General features: G+C 71.2%; 23 protein-coding genes, 1 tRNA gene and 1 other RNA gene. 16 read left to right on the top strand and 9 right to left on the bottom strand.

Translation table 11 applies throughout. From position 1 onward, the window contains the following. Nucleotides 1-39 precede the first annotated feature (39 nt). Nucleotides 40-282: a flavin reductase gene (locus ACIBTX_RS13350; protein ID WP_396832491.1), complete on the top strand. Its 243-nt coding sequence runs from the start codon at nucleotides 40-42 to the stop codon at nucleotides 280-282. Between the two features lie 69 nt (nucleotides 283-351). Here ACIBTX_RS13350 and ACIBTX_RS13345 read toward each other — a convergent pair whose 3' ends face one another. Further along, a complete protein-coding gene (locus tag ACIBTX_RS13345) occupies nucleotides 352-1,188 on the bottom strand; it encodes a class I SAM-dependent methyltransferase (protein ID WP_396832490.1) in 837 nt (278 codons plus the stop codon). Nucleotides 1,189-1,264: 76 nt separating this feature from the next. Further along, a tRNA-Ser gene (locus ACIBTX_RS13340) sits at nucleotides 1,265-1,349 on the bottom strand. Between the two features lie 82 nt (nucleotides 1,350-1,431). Here ACIBTX_RS13340 and ffs point away from each other — a divergent pair. Together ffs and ACIBTX_RS13330 are read left to right on the top strand one after the other, a co-directional pair. Beyond that, nucleotides 1,432-1,521, top strand: an RNA gene (gene ffs / locus ACIBTX_RS13335) — signal recognition particle sRNA small type. Nucleotides 1,522-1,702: 181 nt separating this feature from the next. After that, a complete protein-coding gene (locus ACIBTX_RS13330) occupies nucleotides 1,703-4,564 on the top strand; it encodes a DNA polymerase III subunit gamma and tau (protein WP_396832489.1) in 2,862 nt (953 codons plus the stop codon). On the opposite strand, the gene ACIBTX_RS13325 is transcribed toward ACIBTX_RS13330, so the two are convergent. Further along, complete coding sequence (locus ACIBTX_RS13325) at nucleotides 4,461-5,201, bottom strand: DUF998 domain-containing protein (RefSeq protein ID WP_357132909.1); 741 nt, start codon at nucleotides 5,199-5,201, stop codon at nucleotides 4,461-4,463. The two genes, ACIBTX_RS13330 and ACIBTX_RS13325, sit on opposite strands and share 104 nt — an antisense overlap. Before the next feature lie 97 nt (nucleotides 5,202-5,298). Here ACIBTX_RS13325 and ACIBTX_RS13320 point away from each other — a divergent pair, with 97 nt between their 5' ends. The 9 genes from ACIBTX_RS13320 to ACIBTX_RS13280 all read left to right on the top strand — a co-directional run bounded on the left by ACIBTX_RS13320 (nucleotide 5,299) and on the right by ACIBTX_RS13280 (nucleotide 14,391). Further along, on the top strand, nucleotides 5,299-6,516 hold the full coding sequence (locus tag ACIBTX_RS13320; protein WP_357172702.1) for a hypothetical protein: 1,218 nt from the start codon (nucleotides 5,299-5,301) through the stop codon (nucleotides 6,514-6,516). 258 nt (nucleotides 6,517-6,774) lie between these two features. Then, nucleotides 6,775-7,083 carry a YbaB/EbfC family nucleoid-associated protein gene (locus ACIBTX_RS13315; RefSeq protein ID WP_357132973.1) on the top strand — a complete coding sequence of 103 codons (309 nt, stop codon included), beginning with the start codon at nucleotides 6,775-6,777 and terminating at the stop codon, nucleotides 7,081-7,083. Between the two features lie 8 nt (nucleotides 7,084-7,091). Beyond that, a complete protein-coding gene (recR, locus tag ACIBTX_RS13310) occupies nucleotides 7,092-7,685 on the top strand; it encodes a recombination mediator RecR (protein WP_355052561.1) in 594 nt (197 codons plus the stop codon). Nucleotides 7,686-7,771: 86 nt separating this feature from the next. After that, nucleotides 7,772-8,215: a hypothetical protein gene (locus tag ACIBTX_RS13305; RefSeq protein WP_357132905.1), complete on the top strand. Its 444-nt coding sequence runs from the start codon at nucleotides 7,772-7,774 to the stop codon at nucleotides 8,213-8,215. 254 nt (nucleotides 8,216-8,469) lie between these two features. Then, nucleotides 8,470-10,143, top strand: a complete 1,674-nt coding sequence (locus ACIBTX_RS13300; protein ID WP_357132903.1) for an ABC transporter substrate-binding protein — start codon at nucleotides 8,470-8,472, stop codon at nucleotides 10,141-10,143. 97 nt (nucleotides 10,144-10,240) lie between these two features. Next, nucleotides 10,241-11,248: an ABC transporter permease gene (locus ACIBTX_RS13295; protein WP_357132901.1), complete on the top strand. Its 1,008-nt coding sequence runs from the start codon at nucleotides 10,241-10,243 to the stop codon at nucleotides 11,246-11,248. Continuing rightward, nucleotides 11,245-12,258 (top strand): ABC transporter permease, encoded by a 1,014-nt coding sequence (locus ACIBTX_RS13290; RefSeq protein ID WP_363661497.1) that lies wholly within the window; start codon nucleotides 11,245-11,247, stop codon nucleotides 12,256-12,258. Before ACIBTX_RS13295 ends, ACIBTX_RS13290 begins: the two co-directional genes overlap by 4 nt. Before the next feature lie 49 nt (nucleotides 12,259-12,307). Continuing rightward, nucleotides 12,308-13,294, top strand: coding sequence for an ABC transporter ATP-binding protein (locus tag ACIBTX_RS13285; protein ID WP_357132897.1), 987 nt, complete (start codon nucleotides 12,308-12,310; stop codon nucleotides 13,292-13,294). Then, on the top strand, nucleotides 13,291-14,391 hold the full coding sequence (locus tag ACIBTX_RS13280) for an ABC transporter ATP-binding protein (protein WP_357172696.1): 1,101 nt from the start codon (nucleotides 13,291-13,293) through the stop codon (nucleotides 14,389-14,391). Before ACIBTX_RS13285 ends, ACIBTX_RS13280 begins: the two co-directional genes overlap by 4 nt. 51 nt (nucleotides 14,392-14,442) lie before the next feature. Here ACIBTX_RS13280 and ACIBTX_RS13275 read toward each other — a convergent pair whose 3' ends face one another. Further along, nucleotides 14,443-14,835 (bottom strand): hypothetical protein, encoded by a 393-nt coding sequence (locus tag ACIBTX_RS13275; RefSeq protein ID WP_357172694.1) that lies wholly within the window; start codon nucleotides 14,833-14,835, stop codon nucleotides 14,443-14,445. After that, nucleotides 14,835-15,446, bottom strand: a complete 612-nt coding sequence (locus ACIBTX_RS13270; RefSeq protein ID WP_357132971.1) for an HNH endonuclease family protein — start codon at nucleotides 15,444-15,446, stop codon at nucleotides 14,835-14,837. The genes ACIBTX_RS13275 and ACIBTX_RS13270 overlap by 1 nt, the downstream gene beginning before the upstream one ends. Nucleotides 15,447-15,583: 137 nt before the next feature. Here ACIBTX_RS13270 and ACIBTX_RS13265 point away from each other — a divergent pair, with 137 nt between their 5' ends. Further along, the gene (locus ACIBTX_RS13265; RefSeq protein WP_357132891.1) at nucleotides 15,584-17,077 is read left to right on the top strand and encodes an MFS transporter; all 1,494 of its coding nucleotides are present in this window, start codon (nucleotides 15,584-15,586) and stop codon (nucleotides 17,075-17,077) included. Nucleotides 17,078-17,147: 70 nt separating this feature from the next. Here ACIBTX_RS13265 and leuA read toward each other — a convergent pair whose 3' ends face one another. After that, nucleotides 17,148-18,899 (bottom strand): 2-isopropylmalate synthase, encoded by a 1,752-nt coding sequence (gene leuA / locus ACIBTX_RS13260; RefSeq protein WP_357132889.1) that lies wholly within the window; start codon nucleotides 18,897-18,899, stop codon nucleotides 17,148-17,150. Nucleotides 18,900-19,137: 238 nt separating this feature from the next. Beyond that, nucleotides 19,138-20,409, bottom strand: coding sequence for an MFS transporter (locus ACIBTX_RS13255; protein ID WP_357132887.1), 1,272 nt, complete (start codon nucleotides 20,407-20,409; stop codon nucleotides 19,138-19,140). An 80-nt stretch (nucleotides 20,410-20,489) separates the two neighbouring features. Between ACIBTX_RS13255 and ACIBTX_RS13250 the strand changes: the two genes are divergently transcribed. After that, nucleotides 20,490-21,476: a MarR family transcriptional regulator gene (locus ACIBTX_RS13250; protein ID WP_357132885.1), complete on the top strand. Its 987-nt coding sequence runs from the start codon at nucleotides 20,490-20,492 to the stop codon at nucleotides 21,474-21,476. Between the two features lie 46 nt (nucleotides 21,477-21,522). On the opposite strand, the gene ACIBTX_RS13245 is transcribed toward ACIBTX_RS13250, so the two are convergent. Next, nucleotides 21,523-22,053, bottom strand: a complete 531-nt coding sequence (locus ACIBTX_RS13245; RefSeq protein ID WP_357132883.1) for a nitroreductase family protein — start codon at nucleotides 22,051-22,053, stop codon at nucleotides 21,523-21,525. Between the two features lie 84 nt (nucleotides 22,054-22,137). Further along, nucleotides 22,138-22,923 (bottom strand): hypothetical protein, encoded by a 786-nt coding sequence (locus ACIBTX_RS13240; RefSeq protein ID WP_357132881.1) that lies wholly within the window; start codon nucleotides 22,921-22,923, stop codon nucleotides 22,138-22,140. A 268-nt stretch (nucleotides 22,924-23,191) separates the two neighbouring features. Here ACIBTX_RS13240 and ACIBTX_RS13235 point away from each other — a divergent pair, with 268 nt between their 5' ends. Together ACIBTX_RS13235 and ACIBTX_RS13230 are read left to right on the top strand one after the other, a co-directional pair. Further along, nucleotides 23,192-24,457, top strand: coding sequence for an aspartate kinase (locus tag ACIBTX_RS13235; RefSeq protein WP_357132879.1), 1,266 nt, complete (start codon nucleotides 23,192-23,194; stop codon nucleotides 24,455-24,457). A gap of 5 nt (nucleotides 24,458-24,462) precedes the next feature. Continuing rightward, nucleotides 24,463-25,524, top strand: a complete 1,062-nt coding sequence (locus ACIBTX_RS13230) for an aspartate-semialdehyde dehydrogenase (RefSeq protein ID WP_357132877.1) — start codon at nucleotides 24,463-24,465, stop codon at nucleotides 25,522-25,524. Nucleotides 25,525-25,549 lie beyond the last annotated feature (25 nt).

Genomic DNA, 25,549 nt, shown 5'->3' with positions numbered 1-25,549 from the left:
GCGGGGTGACCCCCTTCCACCAGGGAAGGAGGTCCAGCCATGCCGCGCCGTCGCCACCGGAACCACCTGCCGACCCGACCCACCTGGCGATGCCAGGCCTGCGGTATCGCCTGGCCCTGCTCGGCGGCGAAGCTCCGGCTGCTCGGCGAGTACCGGGGCGATCGGGTCGCGCTGACGATCTACCTCGCGACGCTCTTAAACGAGGCCAGCGAACACCTCGGGGACGTCGATCCGGCCCGGCTCACCGACCGCTTCCTGGCCTGGACCCGCGCCCGAGGGTGAGCGTTCTGGGCTGCACCGAGGTTGCGGGTCTGGGGCTGTGCGGGAGCTGATCGGCCGAGTGCGGCGGCGTCAGGGTCGCCAGATGACGATGCTCACGTCGCGCCGGCGCTCGGCGAACAGGCCGTCCCGCGCCGCCGTCGTCAACAGCTCGCGCAGGTCCGCCTCGAACGCGGGCAGCCGATCGCCGAACAGGTGCGGCGTCGAACTGGACAGCGAGAACACCGCCGACGTCAGCTCGTCCACCGACCGCTGCACGACCATCCCCTGCTCGACGGTCAGCCGGGTGGGGCCGGAGAAGCCGGCGGCGAGCATGATCTCCGCCTCGCCACTGGGGGCGCCGGTGGGCAGCGAGCCCTGACCGGCCCGGCGGACCGGCCCCAGGTAGCGCGCGACCAGTTCGTTGATCCGCGGCCAGGGCGGACGGGGGTAGGGCAGCGGGTCGTCGTCGGCGACGCCCTGGTGGGTGGTGGCGCCGACGTGGACCCAGGCCCCGTCGGGCGCGAGCATGTCGCGGACCCGCCGGGCCACCAGCGGCCGATCCATCCAGTGGTACGACTGGGCGAACGTGGCGACCCGGAACGTACCCAGGTCGGCGGGCAGTTCCTCGGCCCGCAGGTGTCGCCATTCGACGTTGGTCACCTCGGCCTCGCTGGCCAGGCGTCGCGCCTCGGTGAGCATGTCCCGGTCGGCGTCCACCCCGACCGCCGCCTCGAACAGGGGCGCGAGCAGCAGCGTCAACGAACCGGGACCGCAGCCCACGTCCAGGAGCCGGCCGGTGCCGTCCAGGTCGAGCGCCGTGCCGACGGCCTCGGCGACTTCGGGCGGGTACGGCCACCGGCCGACGCTGTAGTGCCGGGCGCTGCCGGCGTACAACGTCTCGTCCCACTGCCAGGTCGAGTCAGCCATGGCATCGATGAGACCACAACGACAACGCCCGGCCGACCTGTTATCGGTCTGCCGGGCGTCGATCATGCTCCGCGAGCGGAGGATACGAGATTCGAACTCGTGAGGGTGTAAACCCAACACGCTTTCCAAGCGTGCGCCCTAGGCCTCTAGGCGAATCCTCCGCGAGCCAGGATACAGGCCGCCGTCGACCGGGACACCCCACCACCCCCCGAAGATCGACGAGCCGTCGGGTAGGGTTGGCGTCACCTCCCGTGCGGCGGTATCTCGTGAACCTCCCCAGGGCCGGAAGGCAGCAAGGATAAGCGAGCTCTGCCGGGTGCACGGGAGGCCTTTTCGTTCCCGGGGCCTTGATCCACACCGACGTGCATGATGTCGGGCTGTCAGAGGCGCGCGGACACCCCGGTTTCCAAGAAGCCGAGTCGATCAAGCGCGACGGTCCAGGCGACCCGGCGGGGTGGGTGGTCACCCGCGCCCGACCGGCGCAGAATGGCTCGGTCGAGAGGAGGCGGGACGAGTGACGCTGGCGCTGTACCGCAAGTACCGGCCACGTACCTTCGCCGAGGTCATCGGGCAGGAGCACGTCACCGAGCCGTTGTCGCAGGCGCTGCGTAGCGGCCGGCTCAACCACGCCTACCTCTTCTCCGGCCCGCGCGGCTGCGGCAAGACCACCAGCGCCCGGATCATGGCCCGCTCGCTCAACTGTGAGCAGGGCCCCACCCCCGAACCGTGCGGCAAGTGTGCGTCCTGCCGCTCGCTGGCCGCCGACGGCACCGGCTCCATCGACGTGATCGAGATCGACGCGGCCAGCCACGGTGGCGTCGACGACGCCCGCGAGCTGCGCGAGCGCGCCTTCTTCGCGCCGGCCAGCAGCCGCTTCAAGATCTACATCATCGACGAGGCGCACATGGTCTCGACCCAGGGCTTCAACGCCCTGCTCAAGCTGGTCGAGGAGCCCCCGGAGTACGTCAAGTTCATCTTCGCCACCACCGAGCCGGAGAAGGTCCTCGGCACGATCCGGTCGCGCACCCACCACTACCCGTTCCGGCTGTTCCCGCCGAAGGTGGTCCGCCCGTACCTGGAGCAGCTCACCCAGGCCGAGGGCGTCACCGTCGAGCCGGCGGTCTTCCCGCTCGTGGTGCGCGCCGGTGGCGGCAGCATGCGGGACAGCCTCTCCGTGCTCGACCAGCTCATCGCCGGCGCCGGCCCGGAGGGCGTCAGCTACGCCCGAGCCGTCTCCCTGCTCGGGGTCACCGACTCCGCGTTGATCGACGAGATGTGCGACGCGCTGGCCGCCGGTGACGGCGCCGCCGCCTACGCCACCGTCGACCGGGTCGCCGAGGCCGGGCACGACATGCGCCGGTTCGCCTCCGACCTGCTGGAACGGCTCCGCGACCTGATCGTGATCCAGCAGGTGCCGGACGCCGCAGCGAAGGGTCTGATCGACGGCCCGGGGGACCAGATCGAGCGGATGGCCGCCCAGGCTTCGCAACTCGGCTCGGCCACGCTCTCCCGCTGCGCCGACATCGTGCATGACGGCCTGGTCGAGATGCGCGGCACCACCGCACCCCGCCTACTGCTTGAGTTGATCTGCGCCCGGATGCTGCTGCCCGGCGTGGACGACTCCACCGGCGGCCTGCTCCAGCGCCTCGAACGGATGGAACGCCGCCTCACCCTGGGTGGCGCCGACCCCGCCGGGTCCGCGCCGGCCACCACCCCAGGGGTACGCCCACAGCACGCCCCTCCGGTCCCGGCTGCCGCAGCCCCCACACCCGCCGCCGCCCCGACGTCCGCCCCGCCGTGGGATGTCGACCCGACGGCGTCCCCGGCTCCGCGAACCGCAGCTGCCTCGGCTTCCACCGCCCCGACCGCCGCCGGCTCGGCCGCCCCGACCGCTACCGCCGCCGGCTCGGCCGCCGGAATCGCTGGCTCGGCAGATGCCACCTCGGCGGCCGGTGGCGCTGCTGGCAGGCCGGATGCCGCCTCGGGTGCCGGTGGCGCTGCTGGCTCGGCCGATGTCGCCTCGGGCAGCCGAGGTGTGCACGCGCCCTCGGGAGCGGACTCCCCGATTCCGGTGTCGCCCGGCGCGTCGGCCGCCGCCCCGACGGCCGCGCCCGTGTCGCCCGCCGGACCGGGCACCGGCTCGACCCCGCGTCGCGCGGTACCGCCGTCGGCTGTACTGCCCGACCCGGCGACGCCCGCGCCGCCCCGCCCCGGTACGCCGGCCCCGCCACTGGACGCGGTAGCGGTGCGGCGGGTCTGGCCCGACGTGGTCGGCAAGGTCAACCGGACCAACAAGCGGATCGCCGCCCTGATGCGCGACGCGGTGGTCCGCGAACTCGACGGCGACATGCTGGTCCTGACCGTGAAGTCCTCCGTGCTGGCCAAGATGATGGCCGACCACGCGGCGGTGCTCACCGACGCGCTCTACGAGGAGTTGGGCGGGCGCTGGCAGATCCGCTGCGAGGTGGCCGGCGAGCGGGGTGCCGCGTCGCTGTCCGGCCCGCGTCCCCAGGCGGCCGCGCCGACCCGACCCGCCACACCGAACGCGGCCGCCGCCAGTCCGACGAGCGCGCCGCCCGTCGAGCCCGGCCAGAGCGCCGCGCCGACTGTGGCTGCCGTTTCCGGCCCGTCGAGTGCGCCGCCTGCGGCATCCCGTCCGAGTGCGGTGCCCGCTGCGGCTGCCGCTTCGGGCCCGACGAGCACCCCACCGGCCGTGCCGACCTCGACCGCCGCCGGCCTGGAGGACGACTGGCCGGAGGCAGCGCTCCCCGGCGGCGGAGCGCCGGCCGCCGAGGCGGCCGATGACGAGGCGTGGCCGGAGGCTGCCCGCCCCGGCGGCGCGTCAGCCGAAGGCACCGCACGCTCCGACGCCACGTCGGGCGACCCCGCATCGACCGGCACGAACGGTGCAAGGACGAACGGCAGTATCGCCAACGGCGGCGGACCCGGTGTTGCGGGTGGCCCCGGCGCGCTGGCCGGTGGCGGTAAGCCGGGCGGGCGGGACAACCCGACACCGGCGACCCGGCAGCCGGCGTCAGCCGGTGGCGCACCGGTGAGCAGCGCCATCGCCGCGGCTCGCGCGGCGGCGGCGGGGCGCGGTGCGCGTACCCCATCGGCGAGCCGGCCCACCGCGGACGCGGAATGGGCGGGCGAACCTCCCTACGACCCGGACTACGACGGACCGTTGCGCGGCGGACGGCCGGGCGGCGCGGCCCCGGCGGCGAAACCCACCTACGAGGGGTTCGACCCGGGCGACGAGCCGTTGGACGAGGTCATCGACGAGAAGACGGCCCGGGAGTCGAGCGAGGAGCAGGCGGTACGGCTGCTGCGGGAGACCTTCGGCGCTGAGAAGATCGACGAGGCGGATGCTCGGTAGCGGGCGCTTCGCCCAGCAGGACGCCGAGGCAGCAGGCCCACAGCGGGAAGGGCAGTACGGCGACGCGTTCCATGCCGCCCACCCCGATGCCGGTGCCCTGCTGGGCGACGAACAGGACGGTCCCGATCAACGCGGTGAGCCCGGCGGCGAGGGAGAGTCGTCGCCATCGGCCGAGCACCGTGGAGTCGGGCGCGAAACCGGCGAGCAGGAGGCCGACGTTGCCCACACCCATGATCAGGAACGCGCCCAGCACGTGTCGGTTCTCGTCGACGTCGGCCGGATAGCGGGCGGCGAGGGCGTACCCACCGGCGGCCAGCAGCAGGAGGATCTGCGCCGAGCGCACCACCGTGCCCCGGCCGAACAGTCGCCAGGTCAGCAGCAGTCCGGTGGCGAGCAGTACGGCGGTGGCCAGCATCGCCGCGTTCATCAGTGGATGCCAGGGCGAGCAGACCAGACGGGGACGGGTGGTGTCCCAGATCCCGCAGTGCACGTTGCCGAGGTCGCTGATGTTGTGGGTGGCCCAACTGTAGGTCGGCTCGCGCCACCGCAGGCCGGTGATCAGACTGGCCACGAGGAAGATCGGCGCGGCCACCGCCCAGCAGAGCGCGGCGACGCGGCCACTGCGGTTGAGATTCATACGTCGAGCAGACCAGTACGGCGGGTAGCGGCGCACTACCGGCAGACGGCCGGTTCGGGGTAGTGGTAGCCGTACCTGTGCTGTCAGGATGTGCGCCGTGAAGATCACCTCTGCCGGAGAGGGGGCGGCCGATACCGGCAGTCGTCGCGTCAAGTCCGCGGTGGCTACCGTCGTCGGTCTGTTCGTCCTGGTTCAGGCATGGACCGTGCCATGGGTCTCCGTGCGTCCGGGTCTGACCACGCTTGACCAACTGATCGGTAGTCCGCCCTCGACCGAGGTGCGGACCTTCGCGCTGACCGAGCTACCCGGCTACTGGCAACCGCTGTGCGTCGGATGGGTGGCCCTGCTGGCGCTGCCGGTGGTGGCCTGGGTGCGCCCGCCGTGGCGGTTCGGTCTGCGGCTGGCGGCCATGCTGCTCGGCATGGTGCTGGGAATCGGCACCCTCCTGCCCGCCACGGCAGCCATCGACGTCAGCGGCTTCCCATTGGAGGATCGCCCCAGCACGACCCTCCTCGGTGGCGTGTGGCTCGGCCTGGTGGGGGTGGTGCTGCTCGTGCGCGCCGTCACCACGCTGCCGGAGCTGCCGGCCCCCGCCGCGGTTCCGGCAGTGGACGCCGCGAGTCCGGCTGCGGACGCCACGCTTGACGACGAACGGGCCGCGACGATCCCGCCGGCGGTGCCGGAGTCGACACCCTTCGTCTGGCAGGGATCACGCCCGAACGTCCGAACGATGGCCCCGTGGTGGCGGCGTCCGGCACCGATCGTCGGGGTGGTGGCGGTTCTCGGTGTGGCCGGCCTCCTGGTCACCGTCACCTGGCACGCGATCGGATCGGCGCAGGAGCAGCAGCTCGATGCGCTCGACACCCTGGTGGTGGCGGCACCGGTCGGCTCGACGACCGTCGCGCCCGCCGCGGGCGACGACCAGGTCGACCTGGGCCGGGTGCTGCCGCTCTCCCGGGAGCGGACCTTCCTGCTCGCCGAGCAGGCGGACGCCGACGTCGTCCACGTGGCCGGATCGGCCTGGACACAACCGGACGGCACCTCGATCTCGATCACCCTGCTCGAGTTCAACTCGACCGAGTCGGCCAACCAGTTCCGGCGTTCCTATGCCGACCTCCAGCAGGTCACTCCCGGGGAGTTGGCCGAGTTGGCCAGCGTCCCGGGGTCGACGGTCTTCATCGGTGCCGAACGGCCCGGCGTGTGGGCGGTCGCCGGGCGCGACCAGCTCATCGTGATCGCCAGCGCGGCGGGCGGCTCGGCGGGGTCGGTGCCGATCGTCGAGTCGCTGGTCCGCGCGCAGCTCGATCGGTTCTGACCAGCCACCGCGTACCCGCCGGGTGGGGCACGCGATGTCGCTGATACCGGGTCGGTCCGCCGAGCCGGGTGGTGAGGTCGGCGGCTCGATCTCCCCAGCCCGGCTCATCGCCGACGACCGGATCTGCCAGCCGTGGCGCTCCCGGCGTGGGCGGACGCACCGGGCACGGCGACGTCGGTCCCAGCGGCTAGGCTGGTCGGCGGCCGAGCAGACGAGTGCGAGAAGGAGCCATCCGTGCGCCCAGGTGGACAGCCGAACATGCAGCAGATGCTGAAGCAGGCGCAGAAGATGCAGCAGCAGATCGCCGTCGCTCAGGCCGAGCTGGCCGAGGCCGAGCTGACCGGCACGGCCGGCGGCGGGCTGGTCACCGCGACCGTGTCCGGTGCCGGCGAGCTGAAGGCCGTCAAGATCGACCCTAAGGCCGTCGACCCGGACGATGTGGAGACGCTGGAAGACCTGGTGGTGGCGGCCGTGCACAACGCCGCCGAGGCGGCGCGTGAGCTGACCGAGCGCAAGATGGGCCCGGTCACCGGCGGCATGGGCGGCCTCGGCCTGCCCGGTTTCTGAGCCGGCAGATGTACGAAGGCGCCATCCAGGATCTGATCGACGAGCTGGGGCGACTGCCGGGCGTGGGCCCGAAGAGCGCCCAGCGGATCGCGTTCCACGTCCTCTCGGCCGATCCCGCCGACGTGAACCGGCTGGCCGGCGCGCTGCGCAAGGTCAAGGAGCTGGTGCGCTTCTGCACGACCTGTTACAACGTGGCCGAGTCCGAGCAGTGCCGGATCTGCCGCGACCCGCGCCGCACCGACGAGGTGCTGTGCGTGGTGGAGGAGCCGAAGGACGTGGTGGCCATCGAGCGGACCGGTGAGTTCCGGGGCCGCTACCACGTGCTGGGTGGAGCGATCAATCCGCTGGAAGGGATCGGCCCGGACAATCTGCGCATCCGGGAGCTGTTGACCCGGTTGAGCGGCGGCGCGGTGCGGGAGCTGATCCTCGCCACCGACCCCAACACCGAGGGCGAGGCGACCGCCACCTACCTGGCGCTGATGGTGAAGCCGATGGGGATCGCGGTGACCCGGCTGGCCAGCGGTCTGCCGGTCGGCGGCGACCTCGAGTACGCCGACGAGATCACCCTGGGTCGTGCCTTCGAGGGCCGCCGGGCTGTCTGACCCCCACAGATCGTCACCGGTGGGCTACAACTGACTGGGTCCGCGCGATGAGCGCGGGCCCATCGGCGAACCTGGGGAGGTGGCGTGTGGCGACGCGGCGTTCGGAAAAGCGGTCCTGGGCTCCGGCGGTGCTGACGGCCGTGCTGGCGTTGGCCTTCGCCGGCGTCCTTGTGACGATCGAGGTGGGGAGCCGGAGACTCGCGGCGAAGAGTCGCGCGAGTGAGGCCGCGGCCGACGCCACCGTGATCCGGAACGCCCGGTCGTTCGGCGACGCCGTGGTCGCCACCGACGACCCGACGCCAACCGACGAACGCCTGGCGGTGGTCGCGGAGGGCACCCAGGTCGAGGTGCGGGAAGTCCGCCGGGCACCTGACCTGGTGGTGACCGTGTACGGTTCCGCCCCCTACGGCACGATGTTCGGCAGGGTCAGCGTCGACGCGTGCCACCGTGTGACGTTCCACGACCTGGGCGCGGCCCGGGCCGGTGCGGACGTCGAGCGGTTGGAGGTCTGCCCACCGCCCGTTTCCTGATCGACCGCTCCGGATGCCGTCTGTGGCCCGCGTCATCCGGTGGCCGACGGTGGCCTCGTCGCGCCCCAGAGCAACGCGGTCGATGTGTCGCTCGATGCGTTCGTCCTGCCGATGACTGTTAGACGTCTGCGCAAGGTGTCGGGTTGGTAGCGATTGCCTGACGGCCGTTCCGCTTCCGGTGTTACATGTCATAGCCTCCCGCACACGGACCGAGCCACAGCTCGGCGTGGTCATGCGCATGACAGAGGTGAGAGATGCAGGCGAGAAGGCTTAAAACGGCCATGGCCATCGCGGCCGTTGCCGCTCTGGCGGTCGGCGCGGCCGGCTGCGCGGAGAGCGAGCGCGACGGCGACAGTGGCGAGGCCAAGACTGGCGGCACCTTCATCTTCGCGGGTGCCGGTGACCCGAAGAACTTCGATCCGATCTTCAACGACGACGGCGAGTCGTTCCGGCCGGTCCGGCAGATGTTCGACACCCTGGTGAGCCACAAGCCGGGCACGGCTGAGCTGACCGGTGGCCTGGCCGAGAGCTGGGAGCACGACCCGACGGGCAAGGTCTGGACCTTCAAGCTGCGGCAGGGCGTGAAGTTCCACGACGGCACCCCCTTCAACGCGGCGGCGGTCTGCTACAACTTCGACCGCTGGTACAACATGCAGGGCGCCGCGGCCCAAGCGAACATGATCTATTACATGGACGTCTTCGGCGGCTTCGCCAAGAACGAGGCCGAGGGCGCCGGCGAGTCGATCTACGACAAGTGCGAGGCCAAGGACGACGGAACCGCCGTCCTCTCGCTCAAGAAGTACAAGGGTGCCTTCCCGGGCGCCTTCGCGCTGACCTCGCTTTCGATCGCGAGCCCCGAGGCGCTGAAGAAGTACGACGCCAACACGGTGAAGCAGAACGGCGACTCGTTCGAGTACAGCGCCTTCGCCAACGAGCACCCGGTCGGCACCGGCCCGTTCACCTTCGGTGGCTGGGACAAGACCAAGGGCGAGATCACCCTCAACCGGAACCCGGACTACTTCGGTGACAAGGCCAAGGTCGACAAGATGATCATCAAGATCATCAAGGACGAGAACACCCGCAAGCAGGAGCTGCGTGCCGGTACCGTCCAGGGCATCGACTTCCCGGCCCCGGCCGACACCAAGGCGCTCGGCGACGAGGGCTTCCAGGTCATCGCCCGCCCCGCGTTCAACATCCTCTACCTGGGCATCAACCAGAAGAACCCGAAGCTCAAGGACCTGCGGGTGCGGCAGGCGATCGCCTACGCGCTCAACCGCCAGCAGCTCGCGCAGACCAAGGGCCCGACCGGCGCCAAGGTCGCCGACGAGTTCATGCCGGACACCGTGCTCGGCTACGCCCCGGACGTGCAGAAGTACGAGTACAACCCGGACAAGGCCAAGCAGCTCCTCAAGGAGGCCGGCGCCGAGGGTCTGACGCTGAACTTCTACTACCCGCCGGACGTCTCCCGGCCGTACATGCCGAACCCGCAGGAGATCTTCACGATCCTCGCCAACGACCTCCAGGCCGTGGGGATCAAGGTCAACGGCGTTCCTCGCCCGTGGAACGGCGGCTTCAAGGACGACGTGCAGACGTTCGGCAAGCAGGACCTGCACATCCTCGGCTGGACCGGTGACTACAACGACCCGGGCAACTTCGTCGGCACCTTCTTCGGCCGGGGCAAGGCCGAGTTCGGCGACCAGGGCATGACCGAGATGTTCGACGCCATCGCCAAGGCCGACGGCACCGTCGACGACGCCGGCAAGAAGGCCGCCTGGGAGCAGGTCAACCGGGACATCGCGGCCAAGTGGCTGCCGGCCGTGCCGGTCTGGCACGCGCCGCCGGCGATCGTCGTCACCAAGGACGTCGAGGGCCTGAAGGCCAGCCCGCTGACCGACGAGCGGTTCAACACCGTCAGCGTCAAGAAGTGACGTCAATCGGCTGATGCCGTAGGCGGAATCGGCCCGGGTTGGGGGTTTCCCCCGCCCGGGCCGATTCCGCGACCATCGAGAGTCTGGTGTGTGAGAGATGTTGCGAGTCATAGTCCGCCGCCTGCTACAGCTGGTGGTGACGCTGATAGCCCTGTCGGCGCTGATCTTCGTCTGGTTGCGGAACCTGCCCGGCGGCCCGGTCGACGCGCTGCTCGGTGAACGGGCGACCCCCGAGACCAGGGCTCTGCTGACCAAGGCGCTCGGTTACGACCAGCCGATCCTCGTGCAGTACGGCAAGTTCATGCAGCGGATCCTCACCGGTGACCTCGGCAACTCGATCCGTACCGGTGACCCGGTCACCGAGGTCATCGGCCGGGCCTTCCCGGCCACCGTGGAGCTCGCCCTCACGGCGATGCTCATCGCGGTCGGGCTGGGCGTCCCACTGGGTTATCTCGCCGCCCGCTGGCGCGGCCGGATCCTCGACCACCTGACGGTGGTGGGCACGCTGCTCGGCGTCTCGATCCCGATCTTCTTCCTGGGCTATCTGCTCAAGGACGTCTTCACCCAGAACATCCACTGGTTCCCGCCGTCCGGCCGGGTCAGCATCGGGTTGGACAACACCAACATCACCGGCTTCTTCGTCCTGGACAGCCTGCTCACCCGGGAGTTCGACGCCACCGCCGACGCGCTCTGGCACCTGATCCTCCCGGCGTTCACGCTCGCCACGATCCCGCTGGCGGTCATCGTCCGGATGACCCGGGCCAGCGTGCTGGACGTGCTCAACGAGGACTACGTACGCACGGCGGAAGCCAAGGGCCTGCGGAACCGCACCGTCCGTGGCCGGCACATCCTGCGCAACGCGCTCCTGCCGGTGGTCACCACCATCGGTCTCCAGACCGGCGCGCTGTTGTCCGGCGCGGTCCTCACCGAGAAGGTCTACAACTGGGGTGGTCTCGGCACGCTGATCACCGACTCGATCACCGGCAGCCGCGACTACCCGATTCTCCAGGCGCTGATCCTGCTGTCCGCGCTGGTCTTCGTGGTGGTCAATCTCCTGGTGGACCTCTCCTACGCCTTCATCGACCCCAGGGTGCGTGTGCGATGACCGAACCAAACACGCAGGCCGGCATCCCTGCTCCCCGTAGCGACAAGGAGCAGGCGTCCGACGCGGGCCGCACCCGTCTCAGTGACCGCAAGAAGGCCCGCCTCGACGAACTGGCCCAGTCCACCGCCGCCCCCGGCGGCGTGAGCTTGCTCCGCGACGCGTTCCGTCGGCTGCGCCGCAACCCGGCGGCCATCGTGGGCGCCGCCATCATCGCGCTCTTCGTGTTGGTGGCGATCTTCGCGCCGTTGATCGCCCCGCACGACCCGGTGCAGCGCTTCGATGAGCTGACCGACGTCCTTACGCCCAACAACATCGCCGGGCCCATGGACGGCTTCCCCCTCGGTTCGGACGAGCTGGGCCGGGACCTGCTGTCCCGCCTGGTCTACGGCAGCCGGCAGACCCTCTTCGTCGGCGTCCTCGCCACCCTCATCGGGCTCGCCATCGGCGTGCTGTTCGGTGCGATCGCCGGCGCCGTCGGCGGTTGGGTGGACAACATCCTCATGCGGATCACCGACGTGATGCTGGCCCTGCCCGCCCTGCTGCTGGCGATCACCCTGGTCGCCCTGGCCAGCAAGTCGAGCCAGTGGACGGTCATCATGGCGGTGGCCATCGTCAACGTGCCGATCTTCGCCCGGCTGCTGCGCGGCTCGATGCTCGCCCAGCGCGAGAGCGACCACGTGCTGGCCGCGCGGGCGTTGGGCGTCAAGCAGCGCAGCATCGTGCTGCGGCACATGCTGCCCAACGCCATGACCGCGGTGATCGTGCAGGCGACGCTGACGCTCTCCGTCGCGATCATCGAGGCCGCGTCGCTCTCGTTCCTCGGCCTCGGCGACCCCGATCGGGACCGGGCCGAGTGGGGCGCGATGCTCGGCGACGCCGGTGTGCGCTACTTCGAGGTACGCCCGGAACTGGCCTACTACCCGGCGTTGGCGATCATCGTGGTCGCGCTCGGCTTCACCCTGTTCGGTGAGGCGATGCGCGAGGCCATCGACCCGAAGAACCGGCGGTGATCGCGGTGTGCCCGATCAGCAAGGACCACAGCAGTAAGGAAGTGACCCGATGAGCCTGCTCGACGTGCGTGACCTGAGCGTCGTGTTCCAGCGGCGCGGCGAGCGACCCTTCAACGCCGTCGACAAGGTCAGCTTCACGGTGGAGCCGGGGCAGACCGTCGGCCTGGTCGGCGAGTCCGGCTGCGGCAAGAGCGTGACCAGCCTCGCCATCATGGGTCTGCTGCCCAAGCGCGGCAACAGGGTCAGTGGAGAGGTGCTGTTCGACGGCGCGGACCTGCTGAAGCTGCGACCGGGCGACATGCGTGACCGGCGCGGCCGGGACATCGGCATGATCTTCCAGGACCCGCTGTCGTCGCTGAACCCGGTCATCCCGATCGGTGTGCAGGTGGCCGAGGTGCTGGAACGCCACCAGGGCCGGGACCGTAAGCAGGCGCTGCGGGAGGCACGGGACCTGCTCGACGCGGTCGGCATCCCCGACCCGCAGCGGCGGCTCAGCGAGTACCCGCACCAGATCTCCGGCGGCATGCGCCAGCGCGCCCTGATCGCCATCGCGTTGGCCTGCAAGCCCCGGTTGCTGATCGCCGACGAGCCCACCACCGCGCTCGACGTGACCATCCAGGCGCAGATCCTCACGCTGCTCAAGCAGTTGGTGGACGAGAGCGGCACCGCGCTGATCATGATCACGCACGACCTGGGCGTGGTGGCCGGGCTCTGCGACACGGTCAACGTGCTCTACGGGGGCAAGGTGATCGAGCGGGCGCGGCGGCACGAGCTGTTCGCGCACGCCCGGCACCCGTACACCCACGGGCTGCTCAACTCGGTGCCGCGGCTGGACTCCCCGCGCGGCGAGCGACTGCACGCGATCCGCGGGTCGGTCGCCGACAACATCCCGTGGACCGAGGGGTGTGCGTTCGCGCCGCGCTGCGACCACGTCGTGGACGCGTGCCTGGAAGGGCCCCCGCCGCTCGAACCCACCGCCACCGGCGGCGACCTGCGCTGCAACAACCCCGTCTCTGAGGAGGTGGCGGTCCGATGACCGACGAGACCCCTGCGCTGATCGAGCTGCGCGATGTCAAGGTCCACTTCCCGATCAAGAGCGGCCTGCTCTTCGACCGGACCGTCGGGTACGTCTACGCGGTCGACGGCGTGTCGCTGAGCATCCGCAAGGGCCAGACGTACGGGCTGGTGGGCGAGTCCGGCTGCGGCAAGTCGACCCTCGGCCGTGGCCTGCTGCGGCTCGTCGAGCCCACCGACGGCGAGATCGTGTTCGACGGCACCGACGTACGCGCCCTCGAGGGCGAGGCCATGCGGCGGGCCCGTCGCCGCATGCAGATGATCTTCCAGGACCCGCTGTCCAGCCTCGACCCCCGGCAGTCGGTGGAGTCGCTGCTGGTGGAGGGCCTGAAGGCGCACGGGTTGGCCGGCGACAAGGCCGAGACGAACCGGCGACTGCGCGAGACGCTGGAGGCGGTGGGCCTGCCCGCGTCCGCCCTCAGCAAGTACCCGCACGAGTTCTCCGGCGGTCAGCGCCAGCGCATCGGCATCGCTCGGGCCCTGGTGCTCAACCCGGACCTGATCGTCGCCGACGAGCCGGTCTCCGCACTCGACGTGTCGATCCAGGCGCAGGTGCTCAACCTGCTCGAGGATCTGCAGAACGAGCGCGGCCTGACGTACCTGATCATCGCGCACGACCTGGCGGTGGTCCGGCACATCGCCGACACCGTGGGCGTCATGTACCTCGGCGGTCTGGTCGAGGAGGCGTCCAGCGACGACCTGTACCGCGAGCCGATGCACCCTTACACCCGGGCGCTGATGTCCGCGGTGCCGGTGCCCGACCCGGTCGTCGAGGACCGCCGCGAGCGCATCCTGCTCGCCGGTGACCTGCCCTCGCCCAGCAACCCGCCGGCGGGCTGCCGGTTCCACACCCGGTGCCCGTGGGCGCAGCCGACCCGCTGCGCGAGCGAGCGACCGGAGCTGCGGGACGTGGTCGGCGGGCACCGGGTGGCCTGCCACTTCGCCGAGGACATCGCCGCCGGTCGGATCCGCCCGCACGAGGTCGAGGTGGAGTTGGTCCGCCCGACCGACGGCACCGGCCCGGTCGACCCGCCCGGCGAGCTGATCCCCACCCCGTGACGCGGTCAGGGGCCGTCCGTGACGGACGGCCCCTGACCGGCGTACGGGCTGTCAGCCCTCGGGGCGGTTCAGCAGGGCAACCGCCACGGCGTGCACCGCGTCCAGCCCTGCCGGATCGGGCAGCGCGACCAGCCCGCCGGTCACCACGTACCACTCGTCCGCGTCCTTGTACTGCACCCGCAGCGTGACCTTGCCGTCCGCGTACTCGGTGCGCAGGGTCAGCTCCCCGGTGACGACGCCGACCTCGTCGGTCATCACCCCACCCGGGCCGGGCACGATGTCGGCGGTCCGGCTCTGCGGGGCACTGGCGCCGGTCGAGTCCGCGACCATGCCGGCCCCCGGCACCGCGGCCGGGGTGTCGCCGGTGCCGTCCGCGGTCATCCCGGCCGCGGACGGGGCCGTGTCCGCGGTCGCCTTGGCCTCTGTCGCAGGTTCCTCGCTCATCAGCAGCCCTCCAGCATGTCGGTCAGCGCAGATTTCTCGGCACTGGTCACCGTCAGCTTCCAGTAGTGCTTCACCGTCACCCAGTCCTTGGCGTACTGGCACCAGTACGACCGGTTCGCCGGCTTCCACTGGGACGGATCCTGGTCACCCTTTGCCCGATTGGAGGACGCGGAAACCGCGATGAGCTGCGGACGTGTGGTGTCGTTGGCGAAGTCGCCACGCTTGGCGTTGTCCCACTCGTCGGCGCCCGAGCGCCACGCGTTGGCCAACGGCACCGTGTGGTCGATGTCCACCTGGGAGGGATCGGTCGCGCTGCGGCCGTCGTACACGCTCTCCCAGCGACCCCCGACCACGTTGCAGCCGGAGAGTTTCACGTCCTTGCCGTCGCGTTGCAGGATCGAGTCCCGCACGTCGCAGTTCTTGCCGGTGTCCCGCCAGTGTGGGAAGCGCTCCCGGCTGTAGCCCTTCATCGAGCCAGCGGTGGCGACGGTCAACTGGCCCAACTGTTCGACGGCGTTACCGCCGCCACCCGGCGTCGGCGTGGTCTCCGCCTCCTCGGGTGGGACGCAGCCGGCCATGACGAGCGCCAGCGCCGCGACGAGCGCGGCCATCGACGCACGCGGTCCTGATCTGGTACGCACAGACGACACCTCTCCAGCTTGCGGGCTCCCGGCGCTTGCGCACAGTACCCGGGGACGGTTTCGGCGTTTCGTGGCGTCTCCCACAATGTGCAAGCAAGATTGGTGGGATGACCTCCTCCGTACCGTCGCCCGCACTGCGGATGGGCACCGCCGCCGGCCGGGGAACCCTGCTCGCCGCGGTGCTCGCCTCCGGCATGGTCTTCCTGGACACCACGGTCGTCAACGTGGCGTTGCCGAAACTCGGCCAGGACCTCGGGGCCAACGTCGCCGATCTTCAGTGGACCATCAACGGGTATCTGTTGACGCTCGCGGCGTTCGTGCTGCTCGGCGGGTCGCTCGGGGACCGCTTCGGTCGGCGGCGGGTGTTCCTCATTGGCGTGTTCTGGTTCACCGCCGCGTCGGTGCTGTGCGGGCTCGCCCAGGGCACCGGCACCCTCATCGCGGCCCGGATCGTGCAGGGCGCGGGCGGAGCGCTCCTCACGCCCGGTTCGCTCTCGGTGCTCCAGGCCAGCTTCCACCCCGACGACCGGGGTCGGGCGATCGGCGCGTGGGCCGGACTGTCCGGAGTGTCCACGGCGTTGGGGCCGTTCATCGGCGGCTGGCTGATCGACACCCTCTCGTGGCGGTGGATCTTCTTCCTCAACCTGCCGATCGCCGTCCTGGTCGTGCTGGCCGCGCTGCGTTGGGTGCCGGAGAGTCGCGACGAGAACGCCTCCCGCACCCACGGGCCGGGCCGTACGCGCCGCCGCTTCGACGTGGCCGGGGCGGTGCTCGGCGCACTGGCGCTCGCCGGCGTCACGTACGCCCTGATCGACGCGCCCGCTCGCGGCTTCGCCTCGGCGCCGGTGGTGATCGCCGCGCTGGTCGGTGTGGTGGCCGCGGTGACCTTCGTGCTGCTGGAACGGCGGCGCGGGGACACCGCGATGCTGCCCACCGGGCTGTTCAGCAGCCGGCTCTTCGCCGTCCTGAACGTCTTCACCGTGGTGGTCTACGCCGCGCTCGGCGGGTTCACCTTCTTCTTCGCCGTCTACCTGCAGAACGTCGTCGAGTGGTCGGCGTTCCGGACCGGGATCGCGCTGCTGCCGATGACGGTGCTGCTGCTCGTCGGCTCGGCCCGGGCCGGTGCGATGTCGGCCCGGATCGGTCCCCGGCTGCCACTGGCCGTGGGCCCGGTGATCGCCGCCATCGGCCTGCTGCTGCTGCGCGGCGTCGGCCCCGGCGCGTCCTACTGGACCGACGTGCTGCCCGGGGTGCTGCTCTTCGGCCTCGGACTGACCCTGGTGGTGGCGCCGCTGACCGCGTCGGTGCTCGCGGCCGTGCAGGATCGGTTCTCCGGGGTTGCGAGCGGCTTCAACAACGCCGCGTCCCGGGCCGGTGGTCTGCTCGCCGTGGCCGCGCTGCCGCTGCTGGTGGGCCTGTCCGGTGGCGGCTACGAGCAGAAGGCCGAGCTGACCGACGCGTTCCGGGCAGCGCTGGCCTGGTGCGCGGGGCTACTGCTGGCCGGCGCGGTGCTGGCCCTCGTGCTGGTGCACCGGCCACCCCGGGAGGCCCCGCCGTCGCAGCCCTGCCACTCGATGCCCGCCGCCACGCCCCCGCGATGAGCAACGCCCCGATGTAAGGAAGGGCCCCTTGTTAGCGCCTAGGCGCTAACAAGGGGCCCTTCCTTACATCTCAGCGGCGGGCGCGGTTGACGGCGCTGGTGACCGCCTTGATCGAGGCCGTCACGATGTTGGCATCGGTGCCGACACCCCAGACCGTCCGACCGTCCACCTCGCACTCCACGTACGCGGCGGCCTGCGCGTCACCGCCGGAGGACAGCGCGTGCTCGTGGTAGTCGAGCACCCGGACGCCCACGCCGACCGCCTGGAGCGCGTTGACGTACGCGTCGATGGGGCCGTTGCCGATCGCGGTGAGCGACCGCCGCTCGCCACCGACACCGACCTGGGCCTCGATCTCGACCTTGCCGTCGGCGGTGCCGATCGTGTAGCCGGTGAACCGGACCGCCGGATCCGGCTGGTGGTCGAGCAGGTAGTGCGTCGCGAAGATCTCCCACATGGCGGCCGGGTCGACCTCGCCGCCGTCGTGGTCGGTGACCTGCTGCACGACGCCGGAGAACTCGATCTGGAGCCGGCGCGGCAGGTCGAGCTGGTGCTCGCTCTTCATGATGTACGCGACGCCGCCCTTGCCGGACTGCGAGTTGACCCGGATGACCGCCTCGTAGGTGCGGCCCAGGTCCTTCGGGTCGATGGGCAGGTACGGGACCGCCCAGGTGTGCTCGTCGACCGGTACACCGGCGGCCTTCGCGTCGGCGGCCAGGGCCTCGAAGCCCTTCTTGATGGCGTCCTGGTGGGAGCCGGAGAACGCCGTGTAGACCAGGTCACCCGCGTACGGGTGGCGCTCGTGCACCGGCAGTTGGTTGCAGTACTCGACCGCCCGGCGGATCTCGTCGATGTGCGAGAAGTCGATCATCGGGTCGATGCCCTGGGAGAAGAGGTTGAGCCCCAGCGTCACCAGGTCCACGTTGCCGGTGCGCTCGCCGTTGCCGAACAGGCAGCCCTCGATGCGGTCCGCGCCCGCCAGCAGGCCCAGCTCGGCGGCGGCCACACCGGTGCCCCGGTCGTTGTGCGGGTGCAGGCTCAGCACGACGCTGTCGCGGCGCGGCAGGTGCCGGTGCATCCACTCGATCGAGTCCGCGTACACGTTCGGGGTGGCCATCTCGACGGTGGCCGGCAGGTTGATGATCAGCGGGCGGTCGGGCGTCGGGTCGATCACGTCGATGACCTTGCTGCAGACCTCCAGCGCGTACTCCAGCTCGGTGCCCGTGTACGACTCCGGCGAGTACTCGTAGAAGATCTCGGTGTCCGGGGTGTGGATCTCCGCGTACTTCTGGCAGAGCCGCGCGCCAGTGGTGGCGATGTCGGCGATGCCGTCGCGGTCCAGACCGAAGACCACCCGCCGCTGGAGCGTGGAGGTCGAGTTGTAGAAGTGCACGATGGCCCGCTTCGCGCCGCGCAGCGACTCGAAGGTCCGTTCGATCAGGTGCTCCCGGCACTGGGTGAGCACCTGGATGGTGACGTCGTCCGGGATCATGTCCTGCTCGATGAGCTGCCGGACGAAGTCGAAGTCGGTCTGGCTGGCCGACGGGAAGCCGACCTCGATCTCCTTGTAGCCCATCTGCACCAGCAGCTGGAACATCCGCCGCTTGCGCTCGGGCGACATCGGGTCGATCAGCGCCTGGTTGCCGTCGCGCAGGTCCACCGCGCACCAGCGCGGCGCGGCGTCGACGGTGCGGGTGGGCCAGCTGCGGTCCGGCAGGTCGACCCGGAACTGCTCCCGGTACGGCTGGTAGCGGTGGTACGGCATCCGGCTGGGGCGTTGCCGGGCGATCGGATCGGTCTCGGCGTCGGTGACAGGTTGAGCCATCTCGGAGTGCTCCCTGGGAACATGTGGCGTCAGCAGATCGGAAGGTGTCGGCGGATTGCCGGGCGGCGGTGCGCGGCGGTGCCGAGAGGAAACTCAGATGTGCTGGACGGCGCGATGCGACTCCGCGACGAGGTGCCGGCCGGTCAGGCCTCGTCGCGGCGGCTAAGAAGAAGAAGCGCCCGCCACATGACCAGGTCACCCTACGTGATGGAACGGGGGGTGCAAAGGCTGGTCCGGACTATGGGATCGATGTCATGGTCGGCTCCGGGGCCTGGGAACCCAGCCTGGGCGTCCGTTCGGTCCAGGTCACGGCGGGCACGATCGCCACTGCGAGCAGCACGAAGATCGCTGCCGTCGGTAACCAACCCCACCCGCCGGTGCTGACCGCGAGCGCGGTCAACCCGGCCGGGGCGATCAGGTACTGCACCTGCTCGCCGAGCCGCAGCGCCCCCACGTACGCGCCGCGTTGGTCGGTTGGCGGCAGGGTGGCGGTGAACCCCCAGGCGCCCGCCGACTGGATCAGCTCGGCCAGGATCAGCAGGATCGCGGCGGCCACCAGCACCACGACGGTGAGCAGCCCCCGGGTGATCCCGGAGATCGGCAGGACCAGGCAGGAGACGGCGATCAGCAGACCCCCACGACGGGAGGCCCGCGCCGCGCCGCCAGCGGTGTCGGCGCCCCGGCTGACGCGTACCTGGAGCAGCACGATCAGGAGCGTGTTGAGCAGAACCAGGGCGGCGATCACCGTCTTCGGGGCGTCGGTGTGGGTGAGGATCCAGAGCGGCAGCACGGTCAGATAGAGCACCCCGTGCGCGGTGAGCAGCCCGGACAGCAGGGACACCGCCATGAACGGCCGGTCCCGCAGCACCGCCAGCCGACCCATCGGCTCGGTCGGGCGGGCCACCGGCGGCAGCTTGGGCAGTCGCCGCACGAACAGGGCCGTGACCAGGAAGACCGCCGAGATGAACCAGACCATCCCCCGGTACGCCTCGATCGTGTCCACCGCCAGCACCAGGCCGCTGATCACCGCGCCCAGCCCGAAACCCACGTTCAACGACGACCGCTGGTACGCCATCGCGGTGACCCGTTCGGCCGGCGGGAGCGCGTTGATTGAGTAGACCTGGCGGGCCACGCCGGTCGACGCGTCCACCATTGCCAGCGCCACCACCACGGCGAGAAAGCTCGCGAAGCCGCCCACGAACGGGTACGACGCGAAGAGCGCCGCGTCCAGCACCAGCCCGACCACCCAGACCCGCTGTGGCCCGAACCGGTCGGTGAGCCCGCCCAGCGGCACCGTGCCGAGTAGCGACACCCCCGCCGAGATGGACAGGCCCAGGCCGACCTGGGCGGCGCTGAGCCCCAGCGCGCGGGTGAAGAAGACGGCGCTGCCGGCGTGGAACAGGCCGCTGCCGACGGCGTAGACCATGGCCTGCACGGCCAGCGCCCGGGTCAACCCGGCCGGCGGTACGACGTTCACGACGGCGGTACGAATGCTCTCTCTGGCCCCCATGGGCGGGAAGTGAACCGGGTGCCCACAACGGCGGTCGAGCCTTTTAGGCTGAACCGAATCCTGCTCCCGGGGGAGGGCGTGTGTCCGAGCTGCGGTTCAGTCTGGCCGACGTGGCGGGCGTGCGGCTCGCCGTGTCGCCGGCCAACGAGACGGTCATGAGCATGTGGGCGCTGGCCAGCCCGGTCCGCTACGCGGTGCACCTGCCCTGGATCGACCGTGCTCGGGTGACCCTGCGTCGTCCCGAGGTCGCCGCCCGGGTCCGACCCCTGACGGAGCTGACCTGGCGTGGTTGCCCGTTGCCCGACTTCATCACCCCGGCCGCCCGGCCGAACGTGGAGGTGGCCGACCAGCTCGACCAGATCGCCGCGACGCCGCCGGCCGTGGTCGTCCAGGACCTGCTGTCGACCATCGGGCGACGACCGCTGAGCTCGTTCGGGCAGGCGCTGCTCGCCGACCCCCGCGGGCTGTTGCCGCAGCTCGTCGACGCGATGCGGGTCTGGTACGACGAGGCGATCGCCCCGGACTGGTCGCGGATGCGGGCGCTGCTCGACGCCGACGTGGCGTACCGCGCCGCCCAGCTCGCCGAGAGCGGCGCCGGTCGGTTCTTCGAGCAGCTCCACCCGAGCCTGCGCTGGCTCGGCGACCGGGTGGTCAGCGACGACCCGTTCGAGCGGGACTTCGACCTGCGGGACCGGGGGTTGGCGCTGAACCCGACGGTGTTCTCCGAGCGGCGGGTGCTGTGGAACCTGCTGGAGGACTCGCTGCCGGCGGCCGCGTACCCGGTCCGGGCGGTCGGGACGCTCTGGGAGACGGCCGCGCCGCCGCCCGGCGACCCGTTGGCCCGGGTGGTCGGCTCCGGCCGGGCCGCGCTGCTGTACCTGCTCGACACCGCGTCCACCACCACCGACCTGGCCCGACGTACCGGGATGTCCGCCGGGAACGTCTCGGCGCACCTGACCGCGCTGCACGCCGCCGGCCTGGTCGACCGCGCTCGACAGGGTCGGCACGTCCTCTACCGCAACACCGACGCGGCTGCGGTGCTGCTCCGCGCCAGTCGGGGCGGCTGACGTCAGGGTCGGCCCGCCTCGGCTCGGCCGCCCTCCGGGAACAGCGCTAGGCGAGCAACAGATCGACGACCGGGCGGCGGTGCCGCAGGCCGGTCTCGCTGGCGCGCAGCTCCGCCGGCAGGGCGAACGGGTCGCCGAGTCGCCCGACGGCGGCGACCACCAGCGGTCGGATGCCGCCGGGCAGGTCGAGTTCGGTGGCGAGGCCGGCCCGGTCGAACCGGGTGAGCTGGCGTACGTGCAGGCCCAGGGCGGTGGCCTGCAGCGTCAGGTGGGCGATCGCCTGACCGAGGTCGTACGCGGCCCGCTCGGTGTCGCCGCCGGTGTGCGCGCCGACGACCAGGGTCGCGGCGTGCCGGGCCCAGCACTGGTCGCCGTCCGGGAGGTTGATCAGGATGCGCTTGAAGTTGTCGTCGTCCCGGTGCCCGAGGGCGAACCGCCAGGGCTGCCCGTTGTCCGTCGACGGTGCCCACCGCGCGGCCTCCAGCAGCGATGCCGCCTCCTGCGGCGTCAGGGTGGCGCTCGGGTCGAAGGCCCTGGGGCTCCAGCGGAAGGCGAGGAGAGGGGTCAGGTCAGCCATGCCGGCAATCGTCCCGTATGGGCGTTTAGCGGCGGAAAGTGGGCTGCGGAGATGTGGGCAAGAGCACCCGTAACGGTACGAAGATCAGGACGTTCCCGCGCTCGGGCTGACTGACGGATCGGGAGTCGGCGGGGCCGCGGTGTCCAACGGTTCCGCGTCGACGACCGGCCCCGCCAACTGCACGGTGGCGGGTGCCGCGCCCGGCGGGGCGGCCAGTCGCAGCGTTCCGGCATCGGTCCGGGCACCGGTCGGCGTGCCGTCCGGGTCGTAGCAGTAGATGCCGACGTCCAGCGGCGCGTTCAGCGAGGCCGAGGTGGAGTCGACCGAGTAGCAGGCACCGGTCAGGCCGTTCGGCGTGGTGGCAGCGGCCACCGCGAGCGGCGCGCGTCGGTCCGTCAACACGTCCAACCAGTCGGTGAGCGGATGCTGGATCCGGGGATCCAACCGGCGTGGGATGGCGTCGTCGCGGTCGCCGAGGCGTACGCAGCGCGCCGGCTCCGGGTGGCCCGTCGAGGGCAGGGCGCACTGGAACAGCCCGTCGGAGGTGGCGGCGAGCGAGACGTCGGCGGTGCCGCCGAGCGCCCCACCCGGCACGTCGACCCGCCAACTGCCGTCGTTCGCGCTGGTGAACACGATGGTGCGGTCGGGCTGACCACTCCGGCTGAACACGTACCGCGCCACCAGGTGGCGATCCTGGGCGGCGGCGGCCAGGGCGGCCAACTCGTCACGGGTGCCCTCCACCTGGACCGGGCCGGGATCGGCCGGCGGTGGAGGCGGGGGCTGGGCGCTGTCGCAGGCGACCAGGGCTACCGGCAGAGCGAGCACGAGCGGTCCGAGCACGCGGCCGGCCGGGCGGAGGAGGACGGGCACCGGCCCATTCTGGTGGGTGCGGGGCACCTGCGGGCAACGGCGCACAGTGGCCGCCTCCCGGCGTGTCGGAGCAGTTTGTCCGCGTACCCCTGGCCTCTTGCGGACCTGGCCAAGCGCGTCGGCCGGACGGCCGCGCGGGCCGGATGGTGGGATCACCCGACCCGCCGCCGTGACCCGCCGGATACGCTCAGGGGGTCTGACACGCGCCGCCGGCCCCGGTTCCGGCGGCGTCGGCACGCTCAGGGTCGCTGGGAGGGAGTGCACCGTCGTGGCACTCGTGGTGCAGAAGTACGGCGGGTCCTCCGTCGCCAACGCCGAGCGGATCAAGCGGGTGGCGGAGCGCATCGTCGCCGCCCGCAAGGCCGGCGACGACGTCGTGGTGGTGGTCTCCGCGATGGGGGACACCACCGACGAGCTGCTCGACCTGGCCAACCAGGTCAGCCCGCTGCCGCCGGGCCGCGAGCTGGACATGCTGCTCACCGCCGGGGAGCGGATCTCCATGGCCCTGCTGGCCATGGCCATCCACAACCTGGGGTACGAGGCCCGCTCGTTCACCGGCTCGCAGGCCGGCGTGATCACCACCTCGGTGCACGGCCGCGCCCGGATCATCGACGTCACGCCGGGGCGGCTCAAGGGCGCGCTCGACGAGGGCTCGGTGGTCATCGTGGCCGGCTTCCAGGGCGTCTCGCAAGACACCAAGGACGTCACCACGCTGGGCCGGGGCGGTTCGGACACCACCGCCGTGGCGCTCGCCGCCGCCCTGCACGCCGACGTCTGCGAGATCTACACCGACGTGGACGGCGTCTTCACCGCCGACCCGCGGATCGTGCCCAACGCCCGGCACATCCGGGACATCACCTACGAGGAGATGTTGGAGCTGGCCGCGTGCGGCGCGAAGGTGCTGCACCTGCGTAGCGTGGAATACGCCCGCCGGGCGGGGTTGCCGATCCACGTCCGTTCGTCATACTCGACCAACACCGGCACGATGGTCACCGGATCGATGGAGGACCTTTCCGTGGAGCAGGCACTGATCACCGGGGTCGCGCACGACCGCAGCGAGGCCAAGATCACGATCGTCGGCGTACCCGACGAGCCGGGTGCCGCCGCGCGGATCTTCGACACCGTCGCCGACGCCGAGATCAACATCGACATGATCGTGCAGAACGTCTCCACCGAGGGCACCGGCCGTACGGACATCTCGTTCACCCTGCCCAAGGCCGACGGTCCGACCGCGATGGCCGCCCTCAGCAAGATCCAGGAGCCGGTCAAGTTCAAGGGCCTGCTCTACGACGACCACGTCGGCAAGGTCTCGCTGATCGGCGCCGGCATGCGCTCGCACCCCGGCGTGGCCGCCGGTTTCTTCGCCGCGCTCGGCGCCGCCGGGGTCAACATCGAGATGATCTCCACTTCCGAGATCCGGGTCTCCGTGGTCTGCCGGGACACCGACCTCGACGCCGCCGTCCGCGCCATCCACGACCAGTTCGAGCTGGGTGGCGACACCGAAGCCGTGGTCTACGCCGGGACGGGTAGGTAGCGCCGATGACGGCGCTGCCCACCCTCGCCGTGGTCGGAGCGACAGGTGCCGTCGGCACCGTGATGTGCGAGCTGCTCACCGGGCGTCGCAACGTCTGGGGCGAGATCCGACTCCTCGCCTCCGAGCGGTCGGTCGGCAAGCGGGTGCGCTGCCGGGGCGAGGAGATGGTCGTCCAGGCGCTGACCCCGGAGGCGTTCGACGGGGTCCACGTGGCGATGTTCGACGTGCCCGACGAGGTCTCCGCCGAATGGGCCCCGATCGCGGTCGAGCGAGGCGCGATCGCGGTGGACAACTCCGGCGCGTTCCGGATGGACCGGGACGTCCCGCTGGTCGTCCCGGAGATCAACCCCGAACAGGTCCGCAACCGGCCCCGGGGCATCATCGCCAACGCCAACTGCACCACCCTCGCGATGATCATCGCGATCGCGCCGCTGCACCGCGAGTACGGCCTGCGGGAGCTGGTGCTCGCCTCCTACCAGGCGGTCTCCGGGGCCGGCCAGGCCGGTGTGGACATCCTGCACGACCAGCTCGCCAAGGTCGCCGGCGATCGGGCGCTCGGCTCACGCACCGGCGACGTCCGCCAGGCGGTCGGCGACGACCTCGGCCCGTTCCCGGCGCCGCTGGCGCTCAACGTGGTGCCCTGGGCGGGCTCGTCGGCCGACGGCGGCTGGTCCTCGGAGGAGATGAAGATCCGCAACGAGTCGCGGAAGATCCTCGGCCTGCCCGATCTCAAGGTCAGCTCCACCTGCGTCCGGGTGCCGGTGGTCACCGCCCACTCGGTGGCCGTACACGCCGTCTTCGCCACCGAGGTCGACGCCGAGGGTGCCCGCGAGGCGCTGCGCAACGCGCCCGGCGTGATCGTGGTCGACGACCCCGCAGCGGGCGAGTTCCCGATGCCGATCGACGCGGTCGGCACCGACCCGAGCTGGGTCGGCCGGATCCGCCGTGCCCTGGACGACCCCCGCGCCCTCGACTTCTTCGTCACCGGCGACAACCTCCGCAAGGGCGCAGCCCTCAACACCGCCCAGATAGCCGAACTCCTAGCCAAAGAACTCCGCACCCCCTAACCCCCGCGCTCCGCGCTGCCCCGGC

Origin of the sequence: Micromonospora sp. NPDC049359 (assembly GCF_044466585.1) — a bacterium.
Taxonomy (GTDB): domain Bacteria; phylum Actinomycetota; class Actinomycetes; order Mycobacteriales; family Micromonosporaceae; genus Micromonospora.
The sequence above is the reverse complement of the archived record's forward strand: the minus strand, read 5'-3'. Positions and strand labels throughout refer to the sequence as shown.

Bases quoted from the DNA above. Each gene is read 5' to 3' on its own strand.
- ACIBTX_RS13350 (WP_396832491.1), top strand. From the start codon at position 40: ATGCCGCGCCGTCGCCACCGGAACCACCTGCCGACCCGACCCACCTGG.
- ACIBTX_RS13345 (WP_396832490.1), bottom strand. From the start codon at position 1,188: ATGGCTGACTCGACCTGGCAGTGGGACGAGACGTTGTACGCCGGCAGC.
- ACIBTX_RS13325 (WP_357132909.1), bottom strand. From the start codon at position 5,201: ATGAATCTCAACCGCAGTGGCCGCGTCGCCGCGCTCTGCTGGGCGGTG.
- ACIBTX_RS13315 (WP_357132973.1), top strand. From the start codon at position 6,775: ATGCAGCAGATGCTGAAGCAGGCGCAGAAGATGCAGCAGCAGATCGCC.
- recR (WP_355052561.1), top strand. From the start codon at position 7,092: ATGTACGAAGGCGCCATCCAGGATCTGATCGACGAGCTGGGGCGACTG.
- ACIBTX_RS13300 (WP_357132903.1), top strand. From the start codon at position 8,470: ATGCAGGCGAGAAGGCTTAAAACGGCCATGGCCATCGCGGCCGTTGCC.
- ACIBTX_RS13295 (WP_357132901.1), top strand. From the start codon at position 10,241: ATGTTGCGAGTCATAGTCCGCCGCCTGCTACAGCTGGTGGTGACGCTG.
- ACIBTX_RS13290 (WP_363661497.1), top strand. From the start codon at position 11,245: ATGACCGAACCAAACACGCAGGCCGGCATCCCTGCTCCCCGTAGCGAC.
- ACIBTX_RS13285 (WP_357132897.1), top strand. From the start codon at position 12,308: ATGAGCCTGCTCGACGTGCGTGACCTGAGCGTCGTGTTCCAGCGGCGC.
- ACIBTX_RS13280 (WP_357172696.1), top strand. From the start codon at position 13,291: ATGACCGACGAGACCCCTGCGCTGATCGAGCTGCGCGATGTCAAGGTC.
- ACIBTX_RS13275 (WP_357172694.1), bottom strand. From the start codon at position 14,835: ATGAGCGAGGAACCTGCGACAGAGGCCAAGGCGACCGCGGACACGGCC.
- ACIBTX_RS13270 (WP_357132971.1), bottom strand. From the start codon at position 15,446: ATGGCCGCGCTCGTCGCGGCGCTGGCGCTCGTCATGGCCGGCTGCGTC.
- ACIBTX_RS13265 (WP_357132891.1), top strand. From the start codon at position 15,584: ATGACCTCCTCCGTACCGTCGCCCGCACTGCGGATGGGCACCGCCGCC.
- leuA (WP_357132889.1), bottom strand. From the start codon at position 18,899: ATGGCTCAACCTGTCACCGACGCCGAGACCGATCCGATCGCCCGGCAA.
- ACIBTX_RS13255 (WP_357132887.1), bottom strand. From the start codon at position 20,409: ATGGGGGCCAGAGAGAGCATTCGTACCGCCGTCGTGAACGTCGTACCG.
- ACIBTX_RS13245 (WP_357132883.1), bottom strand. From the start codon at position 22,053: ATGGCTGACCTGACCCCTCTCCTCGCCTTCCGCTGGAGCCCCAGGGCC.
- ACIBTX_RS13230 (WP_357132877.1), top strand. From the start codon at position 24,463: ATGACGGCGCTGCCCACCCTCGCCGTGGTCGGAGCGACAGGTGCCGTC.